The 21,896-nt window shown below is 41.5% G+C and carries 15 protein-coding genes; 10 read left to right on the top strand and 5 right to left on the bottom strand.

Annotation, left to right across the window (positions count from 1 at the left end; all coding sequences use genetic code 11):
- Positions 1–192: 192 nt before the first annotated feature.
- On the bottom strand, positions 193–2,202 hold the full coding sequence (locus tag IM485_RS21050; protein ID WP_287745387.1) for an acyltransferase family protein: 2,010 nt from the start codon (positions 2,200–2,202) through the stop codon (positions 193–195).
- 421 nt (positions 2,203–2,623) lie between these two features.
- Between IM485_RS21050 and IM485_RS21045 the strand changes: the two genes are divergently transcribed.
- The 5 genes from IM485_RS21045 (at position 2,624) to argC (ending at position 7,967) form a co-directional block, all read left to right on the top strand.
- Positions 2,624–3,967 (top strand): adenylosuccinate synthase, encoded by a 1,344-nt coding sequence (locus tag IM485_RS21045; protein ID WP_104395339.1) that lies wholly within the window; start codon positions 2,624–2,626, stop codon positions 3,965–3,967.
- Positions 3,968–3,994: 27 nt separating this feature from the next.
- Entirely contained in the window at positions 3,995–4,552 is a 558-nt protein-coding gene (locus tag IM485_RS21040; RefSeq protein ID WP_002781534.1) for a 50S ribosomal protein L25/general stress protein Ctc, read from the top strand.
- A gap of 739 nt (positions 4,553–5,291) precedes the next feature.
- Entirely contained in the window at positions 5,292–6,281 is a 990-nt protein-coding gene (locus IM485_RS21035; protein WP_287745384.1) for a DUF389 domain-containing protein, read from the top strand.
- 86 nt (positions 6,282–6,367) lie between these two features.
- Positions 6,368–6,631, top strand: coding sequence for a DUF3146 family protein (locus tag IM485_RS21030; RefSeq protein WP_002765551.1), 264 nt, complete (start codon positions 6,368–6,370; stop codon positions 6,629–6,631).
- Between the two features lie 274 nt (positions 6,632–6,905).
- The gene (gene argC / locus IM485_RS21025) at positions 6,906–7,967 is read left to right on the top strand and encodes an N-acetyl-gamma-glutamyl-phosphate reductase (protein WP_104395342.1); all 1,062 of its coding nucleotides are present in this window, start codon (positions 6,906–6,908) and stop codon (positions 7,965–7,967) included.
- A 125-nt stretch (positions 7,968–8,092) separates the two neighbouring features.
- Here argC and IM485_RS21020 read toward each other — a convergent pair whose 3' ends face one another.
- On the bottom strand, positions 8,093–9,385 hold the full coding sequence (locus IM485_RS21020; protein WP_287745382.1) for a D-alanyl-D-alanine carboxypeptidase: 1,293 nt from the start codon (positions 9,383–9,385) through the stop codon (positions 8,093–8,095).
- Between the two features lie 149 nt (positions 9,386–9,534).
- Here IM485_RS21020 and plsX point away from each other — a divergent pair, with 149 nt between their 5' ends.
- The 3 genes from plsX to fabD all read left to right on the top strand — a co-directional run bounded on the left by plsX (position 9,535) and on the right by fabD (position 12,789).
- Positions 9,535–10,590 (top strand): phosphate acyltransferase PlsX, encoded by a 1,056-nt coding sequence (gene plsX, locus IM485_RS21015; protein ID WP_104395344.1) that lies wholly within the window; start codon positions 9,535–9,537, stop codon positions 10,588–10,590.
- A gap of 41 nt (positions 10,591–10,631) precedes the next feature.
- Complete coding sequence (locus IM485_RS21010; protein ID WP_287745380.1) at positions 10,632–11,633, top strand: beta-ketoacyl-ACP synthase 3; 1,002 nt, start codon at positions 10,632–10,634, stop codon at positions 11,631–11,633.
- 229 nt (positions 11,634–11,862) lie between these two features.
- Positions 11,863–12,789, top strand: a complete 927-nt coding sequence (gene fabD, locus IM485_RS21005) for an ACP S-malonyltransferase (RefSeq protein WP_104395346.1) — start codon at positions 11,863–11,865, stop codon at positions 12,787–12,789.
- 69 nt (positions 12,790–12,858) lie between these two features.
- Here the strand turns inward: fabD and IM485_RS21000 are convergent, their stop codons facing one another.
- Positions 12,859–14,079, bottom strand: a complete 1,221-nt coding sequence (locus IM485_RS21000) for a molybdopterin molybdotransferase MoeA (RefSeq protein ID WP_287745377.1) — start codon at positions 14,077–14,079, stop codon at positions 12,859–12,861.
- A gap of 11 nt (positions 14,080–14,090) precedes the next feature.
- Between IM485_RS21000 and IM485_RS20995 the strand changes: the two genes are divergently transcribed.
- Positions 14,091–14,978 (top strand): glutaminase, encoded by an 888-nt coding sequence (locus IM485_RS20995; protein ID WP_104395348.1) that lies wholly within the window; start codon positions 14,091–14,093, stop codon positions 14,976–14,978.
- A gap of 3 nt (positions 14,979–14,981) precedes the next feature.
- Complete coding sequence (locus tag IM485_RS20990; RefSeq protein ID WP_104395349.1) at positions 14,982–16,703, top strand: ArnT family glycosyltransferase; 1,722 nt, start codon at positions 14,982–14,984, stop codon at positions 16,701–16,703.
- Positions 16,704–16,820: 117 nt separating this feature from the next.
- Here the strand turns inward: IM485_RS20990 and IM485_RS20985 are convergent, their stop codons facing one another.
- Positions 16,821–19,940 carry a TIGR03032 family protein gene (locus IM485_RS20985; protein ID WP_287745400.1) on the bottom strand — a complete coding sequence of 1,040 codons (3,120 nt, stop codon included), beginning with the start codon at positions 19,938–19,940 and terminating at the stop codon, positions 16,821–16,823.
- 155 nt (positions 19,941–20,095) lie between these two features.
- Positions 20,096–21,896 (bottom strand): beta strand repeat-containing protein (locus IM485_RS20980; protein ID WP_287745373.1); only part of this gene is annotated, 1,801 nt, incomplete at its 5' end.

Here is a 21,896-nt window from a genome sequence, read left to right as displayed (position 1 = left end):
AAAGTTATCATGATACTAAATCCGTTGAGTATAGGCTACATATCAGGAGAGGCACGAGAGGCAAGCTTTTCTTCCCTAGCTGTTGAGAGAGTCAGCTTTGAGTAGCTCGCTTTCTACTGCTATTGTCAACTGTTTCCTCAGTCCTCCAGTAATCTTTAACATTTCCTCAAGACTTAGAAAGTCAACTAGATACTATGTACTGTGACGAGAAAAGCCTTCCTTAGTCAATCGTTGCAAAAATTGCAGGAAGTTATCTCGAATTTTATCTGTAGCCTGGAGGGTAAGATGGTTCTCATCGGAATATAGCCTTTGATTATCCTGTACAGCATGACAATACTTCTCACTCTCAGGACATAGTAAGGCAAAGGGATCGAAAGCGACTAAATTGGGAATGCTCTCAATTTCCCGACGTAGAATGATTGTAAATTTCTCATTCTTTTTCGTTAGTTCTTCCCGCTCTATCTTGACGAAACACTTATCCGATGGCTTTCTCCTGAACCATTCTTGAGTACACAAGTCTAAAGGATATAAATCAGGAATCTCAGGAGTTGGGAACATAACAACTATTTTTGTATTCTGATTGTCTTGAGCAAACTTCTTAAGCTCCTTCAGCCATCTTACTAGAGCATCTTGAGGGTTTTCTGTTACTCCCGATTCAAGATAATAATTGATTCTCTCGTATCTCCTTGTGCCAATACGCGGCTGTCCAAAGTAATAAGCGAGGTAGGAAGATAGAATTATGATATTGTTTTCTTGATAATCTAAACGATTAATTTGATTATATACTCTTTTGTTTAGGGTTTTATTATTGTTCTGATTTTTGGCTAAGGTCATTCCTCCTACGGAACTGGAATAGTCCATAGTTGGGAATATGGTGGCGTTAATTGCTACTACTTTGCTATTCATTCTAAGCTCCTCAGCCACCTGTTCTACCATTGCTTTATAATGATTGGCGTGACTATCACCAATAAGAATTATATTACCTTGCTTTTTATCCTGTACTATTACAGATTTTTTCTCGGAGATATTATCTGGCTTTTGCTGATTCTTGCTGCCTGTATATAAAGCTCTTGCGGGGGAGGATAGAAGTCCGATTAATAGGACAGTTGCCATCCCATAAGCAGTTATACCATATACTATAGATTTCCCTTGAGAGTTAGACCATTGCTTATGTCTGAAGGGTTTTTCAACCCAATAGTAAGAAGCAAGAGAAGCTAATACTATGCACAGTAATTGTATAGGGAATGTCCATAAATTGATCCCCACGGTCAATTTACTTAAAACAATTACTGCCCAATGCCAGAGATACAAAGAGTAGGAAATTAAACCAATAAAAACAACCTGGGGCTGAGTGAGTAGGTTGAATATCTTGGTTTGAGGACGTAGGGAAGTAATGGCTATTGCTGTTAATAATACACAGGCGATTGTTACGAGGACAATAAATTGACTCGGTACAAACATAATCGCTAGTAGGCATAATATAGCTATACCAGCTGGCAACTTTTTCAGATAATCGTGAAGGAAACTTTTACGATTGTATAGGAAAAGGAAAAGGAGACTCCCTGCTCCCATCTCCCAAAAACGAGAAGTCATCAGGAAGTATGCCCCTGGTTGATAGGCTGCGTTAAAGTGAATGAAAGAGACTAGGGAAGCAGTAGAAAGCACGCACATCAACCAAAAAAGATTTTTCGCCCCTTTGATGGTTTGCTGAGTAAAGCCTGTTAACCAAACTAAAAAGGGAAATAATAGATAAAACTGCTCCTCAACGCCTAAAGACCAAGTGTGAGTAAAAATGTTCCTCTCTGCCCACACCCCAAAATAGTCGGTGGCTTGCTTAAGCAGATAAAGATTTGAGACTCCGAAAAGAGACGCGATTCCCGTTCTGAGAGAGGCTATAGGATAAACTTCAAATAGGCAAATGATAATGCTGCTAATAATTACGCACAGCACTAGAGCGGGCATCAGACGCTTTACTCTTCTTCCATAGAATCCCCCAATAAATTCCTTAAAGTTTTTCTGCGTTCGCTTCGCTAGAGATGCAGTGATTACATAACCAGAAATAACAAAAAAAATATCTACACCTAGATAACCACTGGGCAATAAATCTTTGTTGAAATGGTTAATAATTACGGCTAGGACAGCTATAGCTCTGAGTCCGTCAATCTCAGGTCGATAGCTACTCACAGATTTACTTATATCCATAGGAGAGAAGTTGAGTAGTTAGTTGATATTTTTTATATTTTTTCATATTTGCAACACACTTTAACATATCCACCCTTCTTTGACAAGTAATTCCCCTAGCCTAGGGTAGTTCGCATTTTTTGGCTTGTGGTCAACTCTTGATACCCAATACTGCTCTACTATACAAACGCTGAAATTCTCTTTCGTAATGCCTTACTAGCAAGGGATTAGCGATCGCCAATGGGTTTTGCTGGCGGCGTGGTTTCCCCTGGAAAAAGAACGATACCGCACCGCAGAGCGACAAGAAAAAGGTAAATAGGCTGAATAAACGTGGTGAGGAGCGAAATAAAGCCATAACTAAATCAATACTGCTCTTGACAGAATGTCTATCCAGTGTAGATAATGGTAGTTTGTGTGAACTTTAGCTAGATTCAATAAACCCTTGGCTAACGTTATAGTGATTGGTGCCCAATGGGGCGACGAAGGAAAAGGAAAAATCACGGATCTGCTGAGTCGATCGGCGGATGTGGTGGTGCGTTCTCAAGGTGGCGTAAATGCGGGTCATACCGTCGTCGTCGATGATCAAACGTTCAAACTCCATCTAATTCCCTCCGGGATTCTCTACCCGGATACGGAATGTATAATCGGCTCAGGCACAGTCATAGATCCCTCGGTGTTACTCAAAGAGATGGCGCAATTACACGCCCTCAATGTTACCACCGACAATCTCTATATCTCGCAAACGGCTCATGTCACTATGCCCTATCATCGGCTGCTCGATCAAGCATCCGAGGAAAAACGGGGTAAGTATAAAATCGGCACCACGGGACGGGGTATCGGCCCCACCTATGCCGACAAATCCGAGCGCATCGGTATTCGAGTCATCGACTTGATCAATACCGAGAATCTGCGGCAAAAACTAGAATGGACGATCAATTATAAAAACGTCATTTTAGAAAAGTTATATAACTTACCGCCTTTAGATCCGAAGACGGTGATCGAGGAATATCTAGAATATGCCGAGAAATTGCGTCCCCATGTGGTCGATAGTTCCTTAAAAATCTACGAAGCAATCCGCAAGCGTAAGAATATTCTTTTTGAAGGGGCCCAAGGCACCCTACTCGACCTCGATCACGGAACCTATCCCTACGTTACCTCCTCCAATCCGATCGCTGGGGGTGCTTGTGTAGGTTCTGGTATCGGTCCGACGGTAATCGATCGAGTGATCGGTGTGGCCAAAGCTTACACCACTAGGGTAGGTGAAGGTCCATTTCCGACGGAATTAGAGGGGGAGATCGAGCAGTTATTATGCGATCGTGGGGCGGAATTCGGGACTACCACCGGCCGTCGTCGTCGCTGCGGTTGGTTTGATGCGGTGATCGGTCGTTACGCGGTGCGAATCAATGGTTTAGACTGTCTAGCGATCACCAAATTAGATGTTCTCGATACCCTAGAGGAAATCAAAGTCTGTGTGGCCTACCAATTGGACGGCAAAACCTGTCGCCATTTGCCCAGCAGTGCGGTGGAATTCGCCCGTTGTCAACCGATTTACCGAACGATGCCGGGGTGGCAACAACCCACCAGCGATTGTCGCAGTCTGGAAGACCTGCCCAAACAGGCCCTCGATTATCTAAAATTCCTGGGGGCGATCATGGAAGTACCGATCGCTATTATCTCCCTAGGAGCTAGTCGCGACCAAACTATTATCGTTGAAGACCCCATTCATGGGCCAAAACGCGCTCTTTTGGACGAAAATGGCTCACCTTGGGATAATCACGAATTTTAAATCATTGCGAAAGAGGATTAGTCAACTATGCAAGTTAGCGTTGAATGTCAAAAAAGACCCGAAAATATTAACCCCAGGGCCCTACGTCGTCAGGGTTTAATCCCGGCGGTTCTCTATGGCCACAACGGCACGGAATCGGTTTCTCTGGTGGTGGGAGAAAAAGCGGCCTTAACCCTGCTTAAAAAGGCCTCGGTGAATAATACCCTGGTGGATGTGAATGTTCCCGAAATGCCCTGGACGGGAAAGGCTTTGATCCAAGAGGTACAATCTCATCCCTGGAAAAGAAATCTCTATCACCTCAGTTTCTTCTCGGTATCTGCCCACGGTAAGCTCGATATCGTCGTTCCCATTAAAGCCATTGGAGAAGCGATCGGAACCAAACAGGGCGGTTTAATCGAACAGTTCGTTAACGAAGTTAATGTCTCCTGTATTGCCGATAATATACCAGAAGTGATCGAATTTGATGTGTCGGGCATCGGTGTGGGGCAATCCCTGCTCGTGGGTGATCTAAAAATGCCGGAAGGGGTGACTTTAAAAGATGATCCCCATACCACCGTTTTTGCCATTGTTGCCGCTAAACGGTAAATTCAGTGATCGGTGGTCGGGTGATAGGGTTTTGGGGTGTTGGGGTTTTAGGGTTTTAGTTGAAATTCCCCCACTTCCCCAACCCCCACTCTGCCATAACTACTACTGCATACTTTGTGCTTTTTGTCAAAAAAACTTTTTCTTTGCAATAAAACTACACAAAAAAAAGATCATCATTGTGGGTGAAATTGACCAATTTAACCGTCTCAATTGGGATCACCCTGTAGATTTAGCAAGGGTTTCAACCATTGCTGTCCAAAAAAGCACAGAATAACCCACTCTGAAATTCTATCAAATCGCTGTAACCATTGCAATATCGTTGTTAAATAAAAATCTTTCTCAATTAATTCTTAAGAATTTATAAACATTGCGAAATATTAATTTAAATATTTTCAAGTTTTTGGAGTCAATAGATAATTTTTGTTTATCTTTGGCGCACATTGGGTTAGAAGTCAGTCATCAGTTATCAGTTATCAGTTATCAGTGTCAGCTTTTTTCTCCTCTCTCCCCTGCTCCCATCTACTGGGGAGTTAGATCACAAAAACGCTTAAATAAGTCCTCGCGGGCGGATTCGATTGATAATAATTCTTCCAGATAGTTTTTAGCAAATTGGTCATGAGGTTTCATCGATCGAGGCCAAGAAAAAAATGGTAAGATTAGTTAAAGAAAATGATACAAACATACGTTGATTAGACAAAAAAAGCTATAAGTAAAAGAAAAGTTTATCTTCCTCAGCCCCATGACCAGAAAAGAACAACCCTACTCGTGGTTCTCAAGAAAACCCTTGACCTGGCAACAATCGCGGGCTATGTGGCGCGATTTATGGTTAGAAGCATCCCTTGATTTTCCCTATCTAGCTTTGATTGTTAGTTCTTGTGCCATCGCTACTTTTGGCTTAGTTGCCAATAGTGCAGCCGTGATTATTGGGGCGATGATTATTGCCCCTTTGATGTTGCCGATTCGTAGTCTAGCTTTTGGTGGTTTAATTGGCAGTTGGCGATTAATTCGTAAATCAGCCCTGGCGATTTTAGTCGGTACGATTATCGCTTTAGCGATAGCTTGGTTCCTAGGATTATTGATCGGAATTTCTGAATTTGGTAGTGAAATTCAAGCTCGTTCTCAACCGAATCTTTTAGATTTAGGAGTAGCAATTACGGCGGGGGCAATCAGTGGTTATGCCAAAATAGAACCGAAAATTTCAGGTACTTTAGCGGGAACAGCGATTGCCGTGGCTTTAATGCCACCAGTTTGCACGATTGGTTTAGGATTATCCCAAGGCAATTGGATCCTAAGTTTGGGAGCAACTCTGTTATATATTACCAATTTATTAGGCATTGCTCTCTCCTGTTTGTTGGTCTTTTTGCTGGCAGGTTATTCTAATTTTCATCGGGCGCGTAACGCTCTAATTTTGACTTCTATCCTGACAGCAGTTTTGCTAATTCCCTTAGGAATAAGTTTTGCAACTCTGGCTAATCAAGCTCGCTTAGAAAGGCTGATCAAAAAAGCTTTATTACAACGAACAGTTACTTTTCAACGGGCAGAATTATTGGAATCTTCGATTAATTGGCTCAAGCAACCTCCCCGGGTGAGATTAGTAGTGAGAACCTCCGAAAGCATTACTCCCAGACAGGTGGAATTGTTGGAGGAATTTATTGCTAGGGAAATGGGGCGACCTTTTCAGTTAAATGTCTTGGTTTCTAAGGTTAATGAAGTCACTTCCCCAGAATAAAGTCGAGAAAATTAGCTCAAGTAATGACAAACAAGAATTAATTCGCTATCTTAATGTTGGATATTTAATCTATAGGTAGGGTTCAGGTGAGTGGCGGTAATCGACCAGAAAGCACGGCTTATGTGCGGATAATTAAGCAATCTTGGCAAACGGGGAAATTAGAGGGGGAAGTGCGGACGGAACAATATCAATGGCGTTTTCAGTGGCATTTTCTTCAAGGCAAGTTATCAGTACAACCTTCCCTAGGTAGGGCTTTGATTTTTGAACCCTTGAATCGGTTTTTAGAACGCTACGATTATCAATTAGAACCGGGAGGAGATTATGAATTTACGGTGCGATCAAAATTGTAAAGATGGGGGATTAAATCACAGGTTTTCTCCTAAAGAGGAAGTTTAACCTAATTTGGCCTCATCTCCCGATGACCGATTCCCTAAAAGGAAAACTTTGTACCTCATCATTAAGATAACCGGCTATTGATCAAGAGAAATTGACGTTTTATGGACAACCCGGCCGAGATTCTGGGTTTTTACAGGAAGTTTTTTGATTTAAATCCTACTGGTTAGGCTAAAATTCAGCCATACTAAAGCGTTATATTAACGATAAGAATTTTTAGGAATAAGGGAAATGACGCAAGAACAGAAGGTTTCAGTGGGTATTGTCGGCGCTTCCGGATATGGTGGCGTACAGTTGGTACGTTTGCTCAAAGAACATCCCTTAGTAGAATTAGCCTATCTGGGGGGCGATAGTAGCGCCGGCAAACCCTACAGTGATTTATATCCCCATCTCGGTCATAGCATTAATCTTAATGTGGAGGCGATCGATTTGGAGATAATTGCCTCCCGTTGTCAAGTGGTTTTCTTGGGTTTACCCAATGGTTTAGCCTGTGATTTAGCCCCTCCTTTGATCGCTAAAGGATGTAAAGTTTTGGATCTGTCGGCAGATTATCGTTTTACTAGCCTAGAAACCTATAGTAAATGGTATGGTAGGGAACGTCAGGATCAAGCGATCGCATCTACGGCTGTGTACGGTTTACCAGAACTGTATCGGGAAGATATTAAAAATGCCTCTTTGATCGGTTGCCCTGGATGTTATCCTACTGCTAGTTTAATGGCGATTTCTCCCCTGTTAAGACAGGGTTTAATTCTCCCGGAAACGACGATTATTGATGCCAAATCGGGAACTTCGGGAGGAGGAAGACAAGCTAAGATTAATATGTTATTGGCAGAAGCAGATAGTTCGATCGGGGCCTATAATGTAGCGGGAAAACACCGTCATACTCCCGAAATTGAGCAGATTTGCAGCGATTTAGCCGGTCATGAGGTGCGCGTCCAGTTCACTCCCCATTTAATGCCCATGGTTCGGGGTATCCTGTCCACAGTCTATGCAACTTTGCGGGATCCCAATCTGGTGCGGGATGATTTGATCACTATCTACAATGCTTTTTATCGCACTTCTCCCTTTGTCAAAATCCTACCCGGGGGAGTCTATCCACAAACTAAATGGGCTTGTGGTACTAATTTATGTTATCTCGGTATTGAAGTGGATCCGAGAACCGATCGAGTGATAGTGATGTCAGCGATTGATAATTTAGTTAAGGGACAATCGGGACAAGCGGTACAATGTCTCAATCTCATGATGGGTTGGGAAGAATCCCTTGGTTTACCGCAAATGTGTTTTTATCCTTAAAAATTCGGCTTGGGCGCAAGCTTTGCGCCCCTACATTGCAGCCAGTATGATTGGTGAGGACCCATAGTGTACGCCCTCCCTTCGATCAGATTCGCTCATCACCATAACCTCTTAGCCAATCAATTCTAGAAACCTTGACTTATTCGACTGGGATCACCTAGAAAGGATCTTTCAGGAATCGATCCTTTAGTCGCTTCCGGGAGAATTTGCCAGTGTTGATCTAAATCTTGTAACACCCGATCCTGCTGATTTCTGAATCCCTCGATATTGCTACTACCAGCATTCATAATTACAAACCAAACTTTACCCCTTTCTTGGGTGGGAATTTCTCCAGCTAAGGCGCTAACTTGGGCTAAAGTTCCAGTTTTAATCATCACTCCTTTAGGAATGGCCCGCCACTGCATAGTTCCTTTGGTATCGCGTCCCCCCACCGGAAATAAATCGGCGACTTTGATCGGTTGATTGGCTAACTTGCGATCCAATGCTTTCAGAATCTCAATAACTGCCCGGGGAGACAAGCGATTTTCTACCCCCAATCCCGAACCATTAATTAATTGAATTTCTTCCGCTCCTACCCCGGTAATTTTAGTATTAATTGCGTCCACTGCCGCGGGGCCACCGAGCAGTTCCGCTAACATTTCTGACATGACGTTATTACTATAAATATTCATTTGACGCAACAGTTCCGTTAAAGTTAAGGACTGATGACGCAATAATAATCGGGCATTTTCGGGGCGAATTTGACTGGCTCGAACCATGCCCAAAATCTTCACCTGTGGGGCTTGTGTGCCGCCAGGAAGACTCTGAAAAGCTTTTTGGTTTTCTTTTGACCATTTCGATTGATCAAGCCCAATTTTTAGCAATTCTCCCGCTTTGAGGGGATCGGTTTGAAAATTCATGGCGAATTGACCCGTAATGATCAGATCGCCTTTGACCTGACGGATGCCTAATTGATCGAGGCCATTGCCCACTGCGATCGCTTCTTCCCAGACAAAAAGCGGATCCCCTTCCCCTTCAATAATTAAATCTCCCTCTAACACCCCGTTTTTTACCTCTCCCGTGCTGTAAAAACGAGTAGCAAAACGATGATCGAGAGACCAAGTTTCCACCGCGGCGAGAGTAGTGGCGATTTTAGTTAAAGAAGCCCCCGAAGCGGGCAGATTACCCTGATGATCGGCTAAATCAGCCCATTCCGTCTCAATTAAGACCCGTTGTTGACGAGAGTTTAAACCTTTTTTAGTCAAGTCTTGCAGATAATCGGCCACGATCGCCGCCACCCGGGGATCGGGAGCGGTGGGAAGGTCAAAAATAGGCTGATTTTGCCAAGAAATTAGGGGAATATTGGCGATCGGTTGGGATTGTCCCCCCAGCCAACCGAAGAGAAAGCCGAAAACTGCCAAATTAAAAACTGAGAACATCTTTTCCTTAATCGCAATGATGCCTTATTGTATAGAGATGATTGGTAATTTTTAACAATTGCTCGATCAGAAAACACTAATCCTCGATCGGCCAGCTTTTCTCAAGAGCTGCCGCTCAACTTATTAAAGATTTCTATCCCACTGACTCAATGGCAGAAACGGCATTAAATCGGGCAAGAATCGCGGTAGATGCGATGGGAGGTGACCACGCTCCCAACGAGATCATCGCGGGATCGATGCGAGCTTCCGAAGAATTAGATGTAGAAGTATTATTAGTCGGCGATTCTGAACGGATTGAGGCTTATTTCCAGCATCATCCCCGTCCCAAGAATCTCACGATCGTCCACGCAGAGGAAGTGGTGGCCATGGACGAAGAGCCGATCACCGCTATCCGTCGCAAACCAGCGGCCTCGATTAATGTGGCCATGGATTTAGTCAAACAAAATCGCGCCGATGCAGTGGTGGCCGCCGGTCACTCCGGGGCAGCCATGGCGGCGGCGTTACTGCGTTTGGGTCGTTTAAAAGGAATCGATCGCCCAGCGATCGGTGCGGTGCTGCCGACGATGTTGGCGGGTAAATCAGTTATTATCCTCGATGTCGGGGCGAATGTGGACTGTAAACCCAAATATTTAGAGCAGTTTGCTCTAATGGGAACAATTTACAGTAAATACGTTATGGGGGTTGAAGATCCGAAAGTCGGTTTACTCAATATCGGTGAAGAACCCAGCAAAGGTAACGATCTCGCCCTAAAAACCTACGAATTATTAGAAAATAACCAGCAAATTCCCTTTATCGGCAATGCTGAGGGCCGGGATGTGCTATCGGGACAATTTGATGTGATCGTCTGCGATGGTTTTGTCGGTAATGTCCTGTTAAAATTTGCCGAAGCGGTGGGAGGAGTTATCCTACAAATTCTCAAAGAGGAATTACCTAGGGGGATACAGGGTAAAGTGGGGACGGCTTTAATTAAACCCAATCTTAAACAGATTAAACAACGCATGGATCACGCCGAACACGGCGGTGCGCTGTTATTTGGAGTCGATGGGGTCTGTGTGATCAGTCACGGCAGTTCCCAAGCGCCTTCAATTTTTAACGCCATCCGACAGGCGAAAAATGCCGTCGATAATCGCGTTTCTGAGCGCATTCAAGCCTACAATGACCACCATCATCAATTAAAAAAGTTGTCGGTGAACGGTGAAGATTAAGCTGTCAACTGATCACTGATAACTGAAAAAGGGGGGATATTTTGAACGGATTCGGGGCAGCTGTCGTCATTACCGGTTGTGGATCGGCCACACCAGCGCAATTTCTTAGTAATGAAGAACTCAGCCAAATTGTCGAGACTTCCGATGAGTGGATTAAAAGTCGTACTGGCATCGGTAAACGTCATTTAGCGGATCAATCGGTGTCTTTAAGCCAATTAGCAGCCCAAGCGGCGATTAAGGCTCTGGAAATGGCTCAGGTGTCGCCTAGGGACATCGATTTGATTCTTTTGGCTACTTCTACCCCCGATGATCTGTTCGGTAGTGCGGCCCAGGTTCAAAGTCAGATCGGGGCCAATCGGGCGATCGCTTTTGATCTCACCGCCGCCTGTTCGGGTTTTCTGGTGGCATTAGTCACCGCCACCCAATTTATCCGTACTGGTACTTACCGCAATGTCTTGGTTATCGGGGCCGATGTTCTCTCCCGTTGGGTGGATTGGAACGATCGCGCTACCTGTGTCCTCTTTGGTGATGGGGCAGGGGCGGTTCTTTGTCAAGCAAATGATACAAAAGATAACATTCTCGGTTTTGAACTCCATAGTGACGGCAGCCAGAATAGTTCTCTCAATCTCGCCTATCAGGGGGAGGAATTGCCCCTTAAGGAGGGGGTAAGGGTTCAAAAAGGGACCTATACGCCCCTAAGGATGAACGGACGGGAAGTCTATCGTTTTGCCGTGGCGAAAGTGCCAGAGGTCATCGAAAAAGCTCTCTATCGGGCTAATTTAACCACCAGTGACATCGATTGGTTAGTTCTGCACCAAGCTAACCAAAGAATTATGGACGCGGTGAGCGATCGCCTGAAACTGCCTCGGGAAAAAGTGATCAGCAATCTCAGCGAGTATGGCAACACTTCCGCGGCCTCGATTCCTCTAGCTCTCGATGAAGCTGTCAGGAGTGGTAAGGTCAAAAAAGGTGATATTATTGCTTCTTCCGGCTTTGGTGCCGGTTTAACTTGGGGTGGGATTATCTTCCGTTGGGGAGATTAATTCAGTAAACAGTAAACAGTAAACAGTAACCAGTAACCAGTAAACAGTAAACAGTAAACTAAAAACGGTAAACAGTAACCAGTAAACAGTAAACAGTAAACAATAAACAATAAACGGTAAACAATAAACGGTAAACTAAAAACTCACATCTGATAACTGATAACTGATAACTGATAACTGATAACTGATAACTGACCAAAACACAACTATCTATCTATTTTAAGAACTTATGAAAACAGCGTGGATATTCCCGGGACAAGGATCGCAAGCGTTAGGAATGATTGGAGATTTAGCGGAAAGTGCGCTTGGCCAAGAGAGATTAGAAAGAGCAGAAAAAATCCTCGGTTGGTCGGTCTTAGAAAAATGTCAAGGGGATGAAGAAACCCTATCTCGTACTCTTTATACTCAACCTTGTTTATTTGTGGTGGAGAGTATCTTAGCGGATTTGTTACAAGAAAAAGGTCATTTTCCCGATCTAGTTGCTGGTCATAGTCTCGGTGAATATTCCGCTTTGTATGCGGCCAGGGTGTTTAATTTTGAAACAGGATTAAATCTAGTTCAAAACCGTTCCCGTTTGATGGATGCGGCCGAAGGTGGTAAAATGGCAGCCTTAATGAAATTTGATCGCACCAGTCTAGAGACAGTGGTTAATCAGACGGAAAATGTGGTTATTGCTAATGATAATAGTGCCGAACAAGTGGTGATTTCTGGGACTCCTGAAGCGGTGGATTTGGTATTAGATCAAGTGAAAGTTAAGCGGGTTATGCAGTTAAAAGTATCTGGTGCTTTTCACTCTCCCTTGATGGAAAATGCCGCTATTCAATTTCAGCAGATTTTAGAATTAGTTAATTTCCAAAAAGCGAAAGTTCCCGTGATTTCTAATGTCGATCCGAGCAATCCTACCCAGGACGGGGAACAATTAAAAAAATATCTGATCCAGCAGATGACTAGCTCGGTTCGCTGGCGAGAAATTATGTTAAAATTGCCAGATGTGGGTGTGGAAAAAGCGATCGAAGTCGGTCCCGGTAAAGTTTTAACTGGTTTAATTAAACGAACTACTCCCGCAATCGAGTTAGAAAATATTAGTCAATTAGCCAATATATCCAAGAATAGCGACGATGTTATATTCCAGGGTTCATTAATTGGTGTTGGTTAAATTATCTGGCAATATTTTCGATGAAGTAAATTGATGGATACCTAGCTAAAAATTTGGTTAGGTATTTTTTTAGGAAACTATCATAACTTCTACTGTTTCTCCTGCTTGTATAGTAGTTTTACCCTGGGGAATTATGGCTAAAGCATTAGTACCCGCTAAATTAATTAAATTAGCCGAATTGTGTTGTCCAGAAGCGAGTTTAAATTGATAGACTCCCTCGATAATTTCTATTTTTCCCCAGAGATAAACTTCTCTTTGTCCCTTAGATTTGAGAGTATCGCGGGTGATAACTCGCAGAAATTTGTTCTGATAATCTGTCAATCCCGATAATTTTTTAATGGCCATTTGCACGAAGCGCCAACAGGAAACTAAAGCAGAGACGGGATTACCGGGGATACCAAAGTAAATACAACCGTTAGGAAAAGTGGCAAAGGTTAAGGGTTTACCCGGTTGAATAGCAACGCTGCGAATTAGAATTTCTGCTCCTAATTCCCCTAAAATTCCCTCGATATAATCGTAATCTCCCACAGAAACGCCTCCAGTGGAAAGGACGATAGCACTAGAATTAATGGCTTTTCTGATAGTTTCTCTGAGAAGATCAGGATTATCTTTGATTATACCTAAAGGTCTGGGAATTGCGCCTAAACTGGCGACAAATGTGGTTAAAGCGTAGCGATTCGAGTCAACAATTTGACCTTTTTGGAGGGTTTCATCGGGATTAATTAATTCATCTCCCGTGGAGAAAATTGACACTTGGGGACGGGAAAAAACTGTTAATTCGGTAGCTTGTGCCGTGGCTAAAACTGCTATTTCTGGGGAATTAATGGCTATACCGGCTTTTAATAAGGTATTTCCTGCTTGATAGAATGTGCCGCGTTGACGCACGAAAAGACCTATTTTTTCGGGAGGGATAAGAATTGCCACTCGCTCCCCTTGTTTTTGAGTATTTTCCTGCATAATAATCGTATCACTGCCGGCGGGTAACATCGCTCCTGTAAATATTCGGGCTGTTTCTCCTGGTTGAATAATTTTTTCGGGAGCTTTGCCGGCGGGAATTTCGGCGATAATCTTTAAAGTAACGGGATTTTCTGGGTTAGTGTCTTTGACATCTTCGTAGCGGACAGCATAGCCATCCATGGCGGAATTATCCCAATAGGGAAAGTCTAAATCGCTGCTGATATCTTCGGCTAAAATGCGCCCAAAAGCTGCCTCTAGAGAAACTTTTTCTGTTTCTGGTTGGGGTTGAATTTGAGTTAAAATTATAGATTCTGCTTCTTTGACTGAGTACATGGATTAAACAAATGAACCGATTAGCTAGATTAAGGGTGGAAGATATAAAAGCTTGGATACAGGAAGTGCATTTATCGGATAGGAACGGTCAGATTCCCTATTATATACCGGTTTTGAACCGAGTTCATCCGGAGATTTTCGCTCTTCAGATTCACTCTCTTGAGGGGGAGATTTTGTCTTGGGGCGATGAAACTGTAACTTTTCCTTTGATGAGTGTAATTAAACCTTTTTTGTTATTATATGTTTTAACTCATTTAGGGGAAGATGCTGTTTTTCGTCGCGTGGGAAAACAAGCTTCTAGTTATCCTTTTAATTCTTTAACTCAACTGCAAGAGGATTGCGGTTTTCCCCGTAATCCTCTGATTAACAGTGGGGCGATCGCATTGGCGGATTTATTAGCAGGAGAAACGGCAGAATCTCGCTGTGAAAATTTGCTTTTATGGTTAAATAAAATGGGTAATTGTCAATTATTTCTTGATCGCTCTGTGCTTGAGTCTGTTCACTCTTTTCCTAATGTTCACAATCAAGCTTTAAGCTTAGAATTAGAAAAAACTGGTTATATTAGTCATCGTTATTTAGCTCTGGAAACCTACAATCGAATCTGTTGTTTGTCTGGAAAAATTGCCGATCTTGCTAATTTAGGTAAGTTGATTTTAGCTGCTCCTTATGCTAAAATTATGCTAGAAATTATGACTAATTGTGGACTCTATGAAGCTTCCCAACAATTCGCCCTTGAGGTAGGTTTTCCCACTAAATCGGGAGTCAGTGGTGCTTTATTATCTATTGTGTCAGACGAGGGAGTTATTGCTTGTTATAGTCCTCCGTTAAATGAGCAAGGTAATTCAATTTTAGGACTTAACTTATTAACACATATAAGTCATTTTATCAAGGAAATTTAAGCCATGAAAACAAAATTTAACTTTTCAAAAAAACACCAATTCTATTTAGTAATTATCTTGCTAATATTTATGGCTTTATGCGTCACCAGTTTATTTTTTCCCCTACCAGAATCCCTCAATTATGATGAAGGTTATCATTATGAAAGTGGACTAGAAATTCTCAGAGGTAGGGCAGCGCAACGGGGATATCGCGATATTTATCATCGCAATATTATGCCAGCTTCAGCACTGCATCCCCTAGTCGATCAAACAATACAAAATATTTTTCCTATCTCTAAAAATATAAACTTAGAAAATAATTTTTTTGGACGGTTTGCCACGATTATTATCTCAGTAATTCTAGCCATATATGTTTTTATCTGGTCAAAACAACTCTATGGAGTTTTAGCGGGATTTTTAGCTTTAATTCTCTATATTCTCGATCCTAATATTATCGGTCATTCAAGGATAATTACTCAAGATTTATTCGGAGCTGCTTCAATTTTTATTGCCGTTTATTATTTCTGGTCTTTCCTAAGATTTGGGGGCAGAAAAAATCTAGTTTTAAGTATATTAACTTTTGGAGTTGCCCAGATTTGCCGCTTGACAGCCGTTTATTTGGTTCCCATCTATGTAATTTTAAGCGTAGGTTTTTACCATCGGGAAATTATTCAATCTATTCAACAGAAAAATATTTTAGTTATTCAACAAGGAATTAAGCGCAGTATCTTCTATATATTAGCTCTGATTTTATCAACAATGTTAATCATAAATATTGGTTATTCTTTCGAGAGAAGTGGCAGACAATTAGGAGATTATCAATTTCTCAGTCATAGTTTTAAGCAACTGCAAACCTATCCTGTCTTAAAATCTTTACCGATTCCTATTCCCGCTGCTTATCTGCAAGCATTAGACTTCGGTAAGTATAAACAAGAAACGGGTTTTGGTAGTGGAATGCCCTATCTTTTGGGACAGTTAGGATTTATAGTTGATCCAGTACAAGGATTTAAAATTAAGGGATTTCCCCAATATTTTCTGATCGCTTTTCTCTATAAAGTACCCATAGCTACCCAAATATTTATCTGGTTGGGATTTATCAGTTTATTTCTCTGGAGAAAACAGTTAAATTTTTGGCAAAATGAAGCTTTTTTGATTATTCCCACTGTCTTATATTTCATCTTAATGAGTTCTAACACTGCTCAAATAGGTATTAGATATATTTTGATGATTTTCCCCTTTTTATTTGTCTTTGCTAGTAGGATTGTTACCGGTTGGCCAGCTTATAAAAGACCCTATCGCATTTTAATTATTGTCTTGACCCTTTACTTACTAATTTCCAATCTCTCCTATTTTCCCCATTATATTTCCTATTTTAACGAATTAGTTATTGATCGCAAAATGAGCTATCAAGTTCTGGTCGATTCCAATTTAGATTGGGGACAAAATAAAAATTATCTGCAAGACTATCTCCAAAAACATCCCAATGCTCTCTTTATTCGTTATGACGGAGATAATAAACTTAATTTAGTCATCGAGAATCAAAAAGTTGCACCCCCACAGGTTTCTCTGGGTAATCCGATTAATTTACTGGTGATAGAAGCTAATCAATTAATTGGTATTACCACCGATTCTAACCATTTTTACTGGCTGCGTTCTAGTCGTCAACCTATTGATCATCTTGCTTATAGCTACCTAATTTTCGAGATTTCCTCCCAAGATGCGACCAATATTTTTGGTAAAAATTAGAAACTATTAATCAATACTTTTTATGGCTTTTCTTGCCAAGTACCGTGAAAACTGGGAGGGATAAAGTTCATTTTGTCAAGGATTGTTAAGATACGCTTACCCTGATAATTCCAGTGATCAATTGGCTATCCTGATCATCTCTGGTGATTTTACCGCAGCATAAATATCCCACATTGTCCTATAAGCTTTTTCTAAATTGCGGGTAAAACGAAGGGTATCAAATAACGGATAAGTAAGACGATTTTGTGCTAGTTTCTGTTTAATTTCGTGCAATTTATCAGGAGATTTTGCTAAATTAATCGCTAAATTTTGATACTCCTCTAAATTCTTAGTAATTAATTCAGGTAGGCCAATAGCTGTCAGTAAACTAGCACCAACACGGGAAGGAAAAGTCTCCCCCAAACAAGTTATAATCGGTAAACCTGCCCATAAAGCATCACTCCCAGTAGTATGAGCATTATAGTATAAAGTATCAAGAAATAAATCAGCTAGTTGATGTCGCGCCAAATGTTCCGGCTTAGGTTCGAGATGGGCAAAAATTAAGCGATCGCCGTCAATTCCTCGCGCTTGTGCTTCCCGACGTAGATTTGCTTCAGCTTCAGCTACTCTCGAAAATAACCATAATACACTACCTGGAACATTAGCCAAAATTTGCATCCATACAGTGAATATTTGCGGCTCAATTTTATAGGTGTGGTTGAAACAACAAAAGACAAAACCCGATTCAGGAAGACCATAATGGGAACGAGTAACAGGTTTAGATGATATAATTTGTTGATAATCATTAGCCTGATAACTATCCGGTAAAATTACCAATTTTTCAGTAAAATTATCAGCAGATTCCGGTGGAGTAACTATGGCATCACCAATAATATAGTCGATAAAATCTGCTCCCATTGTCCCCGGATAAACCAAATAATTAACTTGAATCGGTGCAGGTTTTAAAGCCAATATTTGTGTCCGCGCTTTATCAATATATCCCATCAAATCAACTAAAATATGCACCCCATCATGAAAAATCCGTTGTGCAGATTCCGTAATTGATAAGGTAGCAATATCATAAAAGCGATCGCAATCATTAGCAATGCGACGACGATACTCACTACCATCATCAGGACCATAGGAATAGGCAATTATTTCAAAGTTATTGCGATCATGTAAACCAAACACACTTTGCATCAAGTGACTGGTAGGATGATTACGAAAATCATGGCATAAATAACCTATTTTTAATCGTCCAGATCGGGTGCGGGAATGGTTAAAGTTTAGGGGTTTAGCAACTAAAGCTGATTGTCTTTTAATCTCTTGAGCATAGTTACAAGCTACTTTTAACTGTTGACTAGCAGACCAAGGTTTATATAAGGTATCAAAGGGAGTTACTGCGGTAGATTTTCCCTCTTGTAACTGGTTTTCTGTTAATTGCCAAAGTTGGATTAAATCAGCTTCTCTTGTCTCCCAATTACAAGTCATTTCCTTCATAGAAAATAAGCAAGCAAAAGCCTCTGGTGAATTGGGTTGAATGGCTAAAGCTTGCTTAAATACGCTCATAGCCGTTTCTACTTTGTCCTGTCTTCCTAAAGCTAAAGCCAAACTATTATAAGCTTTAATGTATTTAGGATTAAGCTTAATTGCTGTTTGAAAATAAGCGATCGCTTCTTCAGTCTTTCCCTGGAGTTGTAACACATTGCCTAAATTAAAGTGTGCCTCTGGATAATTAGGGTTTTTCCTGATTGCTTCTTGAAACTTTACCGCAGCATCCCCTAACTTATCCTGCATTTGTAAGACTAAACCTAAATTATTCTCAGCAAAAGTATAGTTTTGATCGCTACGAATAGCTTGATTAAAGCAAATAATCGCCTCGTCTAAATCTCCCTTGCTAACTGCTATTATTCCTAAATTATTGTGAGTTTCTGTATAATTAGGATTAATCAATAAGGCTTGTTTATAAGCTAAAATAGCCTGATCAATTTGTCCTAAACTATCCATGATCACCCCCAACTGATGCCAAGCAGCTGCATATTGGGGAGATTGATTAATTAATTGTTGATAGAGAGCGATCGCTTCTTCAAGCTTAACCTGTTTTTGCAAGGTGTATGCTTGCTGATAAAGGGTATCTGCTGGGGAAGTATCAGGCTGATTATTTGCTAGATTTCCTCCAACTAAAGGAGAAATAGGATCAAGAGTAATAATTTTACTGATGTCATCATTTTGGAATCCTAAAGCTTGGGGACGTTTAACTCCTTCTAAGACTTGTATATCATAAAGTTCAGTCACTTCACCTTCTAAGCGTATCCAGTGAACAACTTCACCTGTTTTCAAGTCAATAATTAGCAGACCACAGCGAGGATCTGCTTCTTTAGCCATTAAATTATCATCTAAGATTAACCCCGAAAAAGTCTTATCTCCCCCACGACTTTTAGATAATCCAACAATGGCATAATTTCTGACAAATGCTAAACCGCGCAGAAAACCAGGACAAAAAGTAACAGGCTCAAAAATGCCTTTGTCTTGATCAATATAACCAAAGTAACCCGTACCCGCATTTAATAACCATAACTTACCCTGATAAAATCGGGGAGAATGAGGCATAGATAAACCAGTAGCAATCACTTCATTAGACTGAATATCAATGACACAACCGCCAGTTTGTCTTCTGTCTCTCCACCCATCCACCACATCTGATTGACTACAAGCGGTAACATAACGTGCCTTCCCATCTACCAAAGCTAAACCATTAAGATGACAACGATCTTCATTGACTAAAGCGGAAATAAAGGATGGTTTCCATAGGGGAATACAACTATGGCGATCACTGACTGTCGCCAGACAATTTAACATGGTACTGATAAATATAATTCTTTCAGATAGATTTTCTATTGCTAAATCGTGAATATCTAAATCCCCAGTAGTATAACTAATGCGGGGGATATAAAGTTTATCGTAACCATCATAAAGCTGTTCGGATGATAGCACATTATCTAGTTGCCAGATTTGATAGCGGGAACTAAGATAAATCCTTTCTGGGGTAGCATATAAACCCATGGCGCGGTCAAATATTCGCTCAAATCCCGACATCCCCCTTTGAGGGTTAACTCCTAAAAACATCAGTCGAGAACTTTGATAGGTAGTAAAAGCCAGACTAATCTGCTGAGACTCTAACCAACCGATGAAGTTACGGGAAGCAATTATCTCTACGGGAATAGATTGATTAGTATTGGGAGTTGATTGATTCATCATAACCACAAAGAACACAAAGATTAGCCTGTAGGGTGTGAAGCGCAATAGCGTAACGCACCAATTTAATAATAGAGGTGGTGCGTTACGGCGGCTTGTTAATTTTGGTTTTTTTGACGGAATTGATAGCCGCAAATACGCACCCGACTCCTACTTAATTAAACAAAGAAATTACCCACCGGAATGCTCCCTAAAGCTGGTAAAGTACCAGTAAATCCAGTGATATTTACTAATAAATCATTGCTGGATTGGAAGCCATCTGTGCTATCGTTAATAACGAGGTAAGTTCCAGCGATCGCACCAGTTGTTACCTGCACTAAGGCGGCACTATTAACCCCTAATCCTTGATTACCTGTAGTCGTTCCATTGGCATCAGTAAATACCTGATTGACTAAATTGTCTAAAGTGGTGACAGTGCTATTAGCAGCTCGACTGAAACTACTAGGCGCACTCATGGGAAGTCCACCTTGAGTTAATAAGTCAATTTTATCAGTATTGATGGCAAAATCTGTGATACGATCGCTTGTTGATATGGTGGATTGGTCAAATTGGAAGATGAAGATATCTGCACCATTACCACCGGTTAAAGTATCAATTCCCGCACCTCCATTGATTTGATTATTGCCACTATTACCCACAATTAGGTTATTAGCGGTATTACCGGTGGCATTGATAGCAGTATTACCGGTTAAAGTTAGGTTTTCAATATTGTCTAAATTGGCAATACTGTAGGTGACACTAGATTGGATAGTATCGCTTCCCTGATTAGCTAGTTCAGTAATGGTATCATTGGTGGTATCAACTTGATAGGTATCATTCCCTAAACCGCCGATTAGAGTATCAATTCCAGCTGCACCATTCAGGATGTCGTTACCTTCATTACCCGTTAAGATGTTATTACCACTATTACCTGTCAGAATGTTATTGAGGTTGTTGCCTGTACCATTGAGGTTAGCGGTTCCCGTAAGAGTAAGATTCTCCACGTTATCGGTTAGGGTGTAGGAAATAGAAGCTTTAACCGTATCAGTTCCCTCATTGAGGTTTTCTGTAACTATATCCCCCGTATTATCTACGGTGTAAGTATCATTTCCCAGACCGCCAATCATTGTATCTGTGCCAGCTTTTCCATCAAGGCTATCATTACCAGCTAAACCTGTCAGGATGTTATTACCACTATTACCTGTCAGAATGTTATTGAGGTTATTGCCTGTACCATTGAGGTTAGCGGTTCCCGTAAGAGTAAGATTTTCAACGTTATCGGTTAGGGTGTAGGAAATAGAAGCTTGGACGGTATCAGTTCCCTCATTGAGGTTTTCTGTAACTATATCTCCCGTATTATCTACGGTGTAAGTATCATTTCCCGCTAAACCCATGAGAACATCAGCATCGGTAGTACCGTTGAGAATATTATTGCCAGAGGTGCCGATAAAGTCATTATTGGTAATTGTTCCCGTCGCTGTGGTCGCTGCATCTAATGTATAACCAGTCCCCGAAATGAGGGTTAAAATAACGGTTTCATCCGCTTCAACAGTTGTATCAGCAGTGGGGTCGATTGTTACTTTTGCTGTCGATAAACCAACAGCAAAAGTAACTGTCCCTGTAGTTGCTGTAAAACTGGCTGCACCGGTTTGGGTATAATCTGTGTTAAAAGTAGCTGTCCCTCCGACGTTGTAATTGACCGTCAAAGCATTACTCGTTACTCCAGTACGAGTGAACGTATAAACTAGATTTGTTATCCCGTCTTCATTAACACTTCCAGGTGCAACCGTAACGCTAACACTGGTATCGTCATTAGTAATTGTTCCCGTGGCTGCGTTGGGATTACCTATTGTATAACCAGTACCCGAAGCGAGGGTTAAGACTACAGTTTCATCGCTTTCAACAGTTGTGTCAGTAGTCGGGTCAACGATTACGGTAGCAATCGCAGAATTAGCCTCGAAGGTGACACTGGTAGGAAGC

It is taken from the genome of Microcystis sp. M169S2 (genome assembly GCF_020245865.1).
GTDB classification, from domain to species: domain Bacteria; phylum Cyanobacteriota; class Cyanobacteriia; order Cyanobacteriales; family Microcystaceae; genus Microcystis; species Microcystis ichthyoblabe_A.
Note: the sequence above shows the minus strand (reverse complement) of the source record. Positions and strands in the feature narration are given on the sequence as shown.

What these genes read in the sequence shown, in the direction of transcription:
- IM485_RS21050 (WP_287745387.1), bottom strand. Translation starts at nt 2,202, where the DNA reads ATGGATATAAGTAAATCTGTGAGTAGCTATCGACCTGAGATTGACGGA.
- IM485_RS21040 (WP_002781534.1), top strand. Translation starts at nt 3,995, where the DNA reads ATGCAAGTTAGCGTTGAATGTCAAAAAAGACCCGAAAATATTAACCCC.
- IM485_RS21035 (WP_287745384.1), top strand. Translation starts at nt 5,292, where the DNA reads ATGACCAGAAAAGAACAACCCTACTCGTGGTTCTCAAGAAAACCCTTG.
- argC (WP_104395342.1), top strand. Translation starts at nt 6,906, where the DNA reads ATGACGCAAGAACAGAAGGTTTCAGTGGGTATTGTCGGCGCTTCCGGA.
- IM485_RS21020 (WP_287745382.1), bottom strand. Translation starts at nt 9,385, where the DNA reads ATGTTCTCAGTTTTTAATTTGGCAGTTTTCGGCTTTCTCTTCGGTTGG.
- plsX (WP_104395344.1), top strand. Translation starts at nt 9,535, where the DNA reads ATGGCAGAAACGGCATTAAATCGGGCAAGAATCGCGGTAGATGCGATG.
- fabD (WP_104395346.1), top strand. Translation starts at nt 11,863, where the DNA reads ATGAAAACAGCGTGGATATTCCCGGGACAAGGATCGCAAGCGTTAGGA.
- IM485_RS21000 (WP_287745377.1), bottom strand. Translation starts at nt 14,079, where the DNA reads ATGTACTCAGTCAAAGAAGCAGAATCTATAATTTTAACTCAAATTCAA.
- IM485_RS20995 (WP_104395348.1), top strand. Translation starts at nt 14,091, where the DNA reads ATGAACCGATTAGCTAGATTAAGGGTGGAAGATATAAAAGCTTGGATA.
- IM485_RS20990 (WP_104395349.1), top strand. Translation starts at nt 14,982, where the DNA reads ATGAAAACAAAATTTAACTTTTCAAAAAAACACCAATTCTATTTAGTA.
- IM485_RS20985 (WP_287745400.1), bottom strand. Translation starts at nt 19,940, where the DNA reads ATGATGAATCAATCAACTCCCAATACTAATCAATCTATTCCCGTAGAG.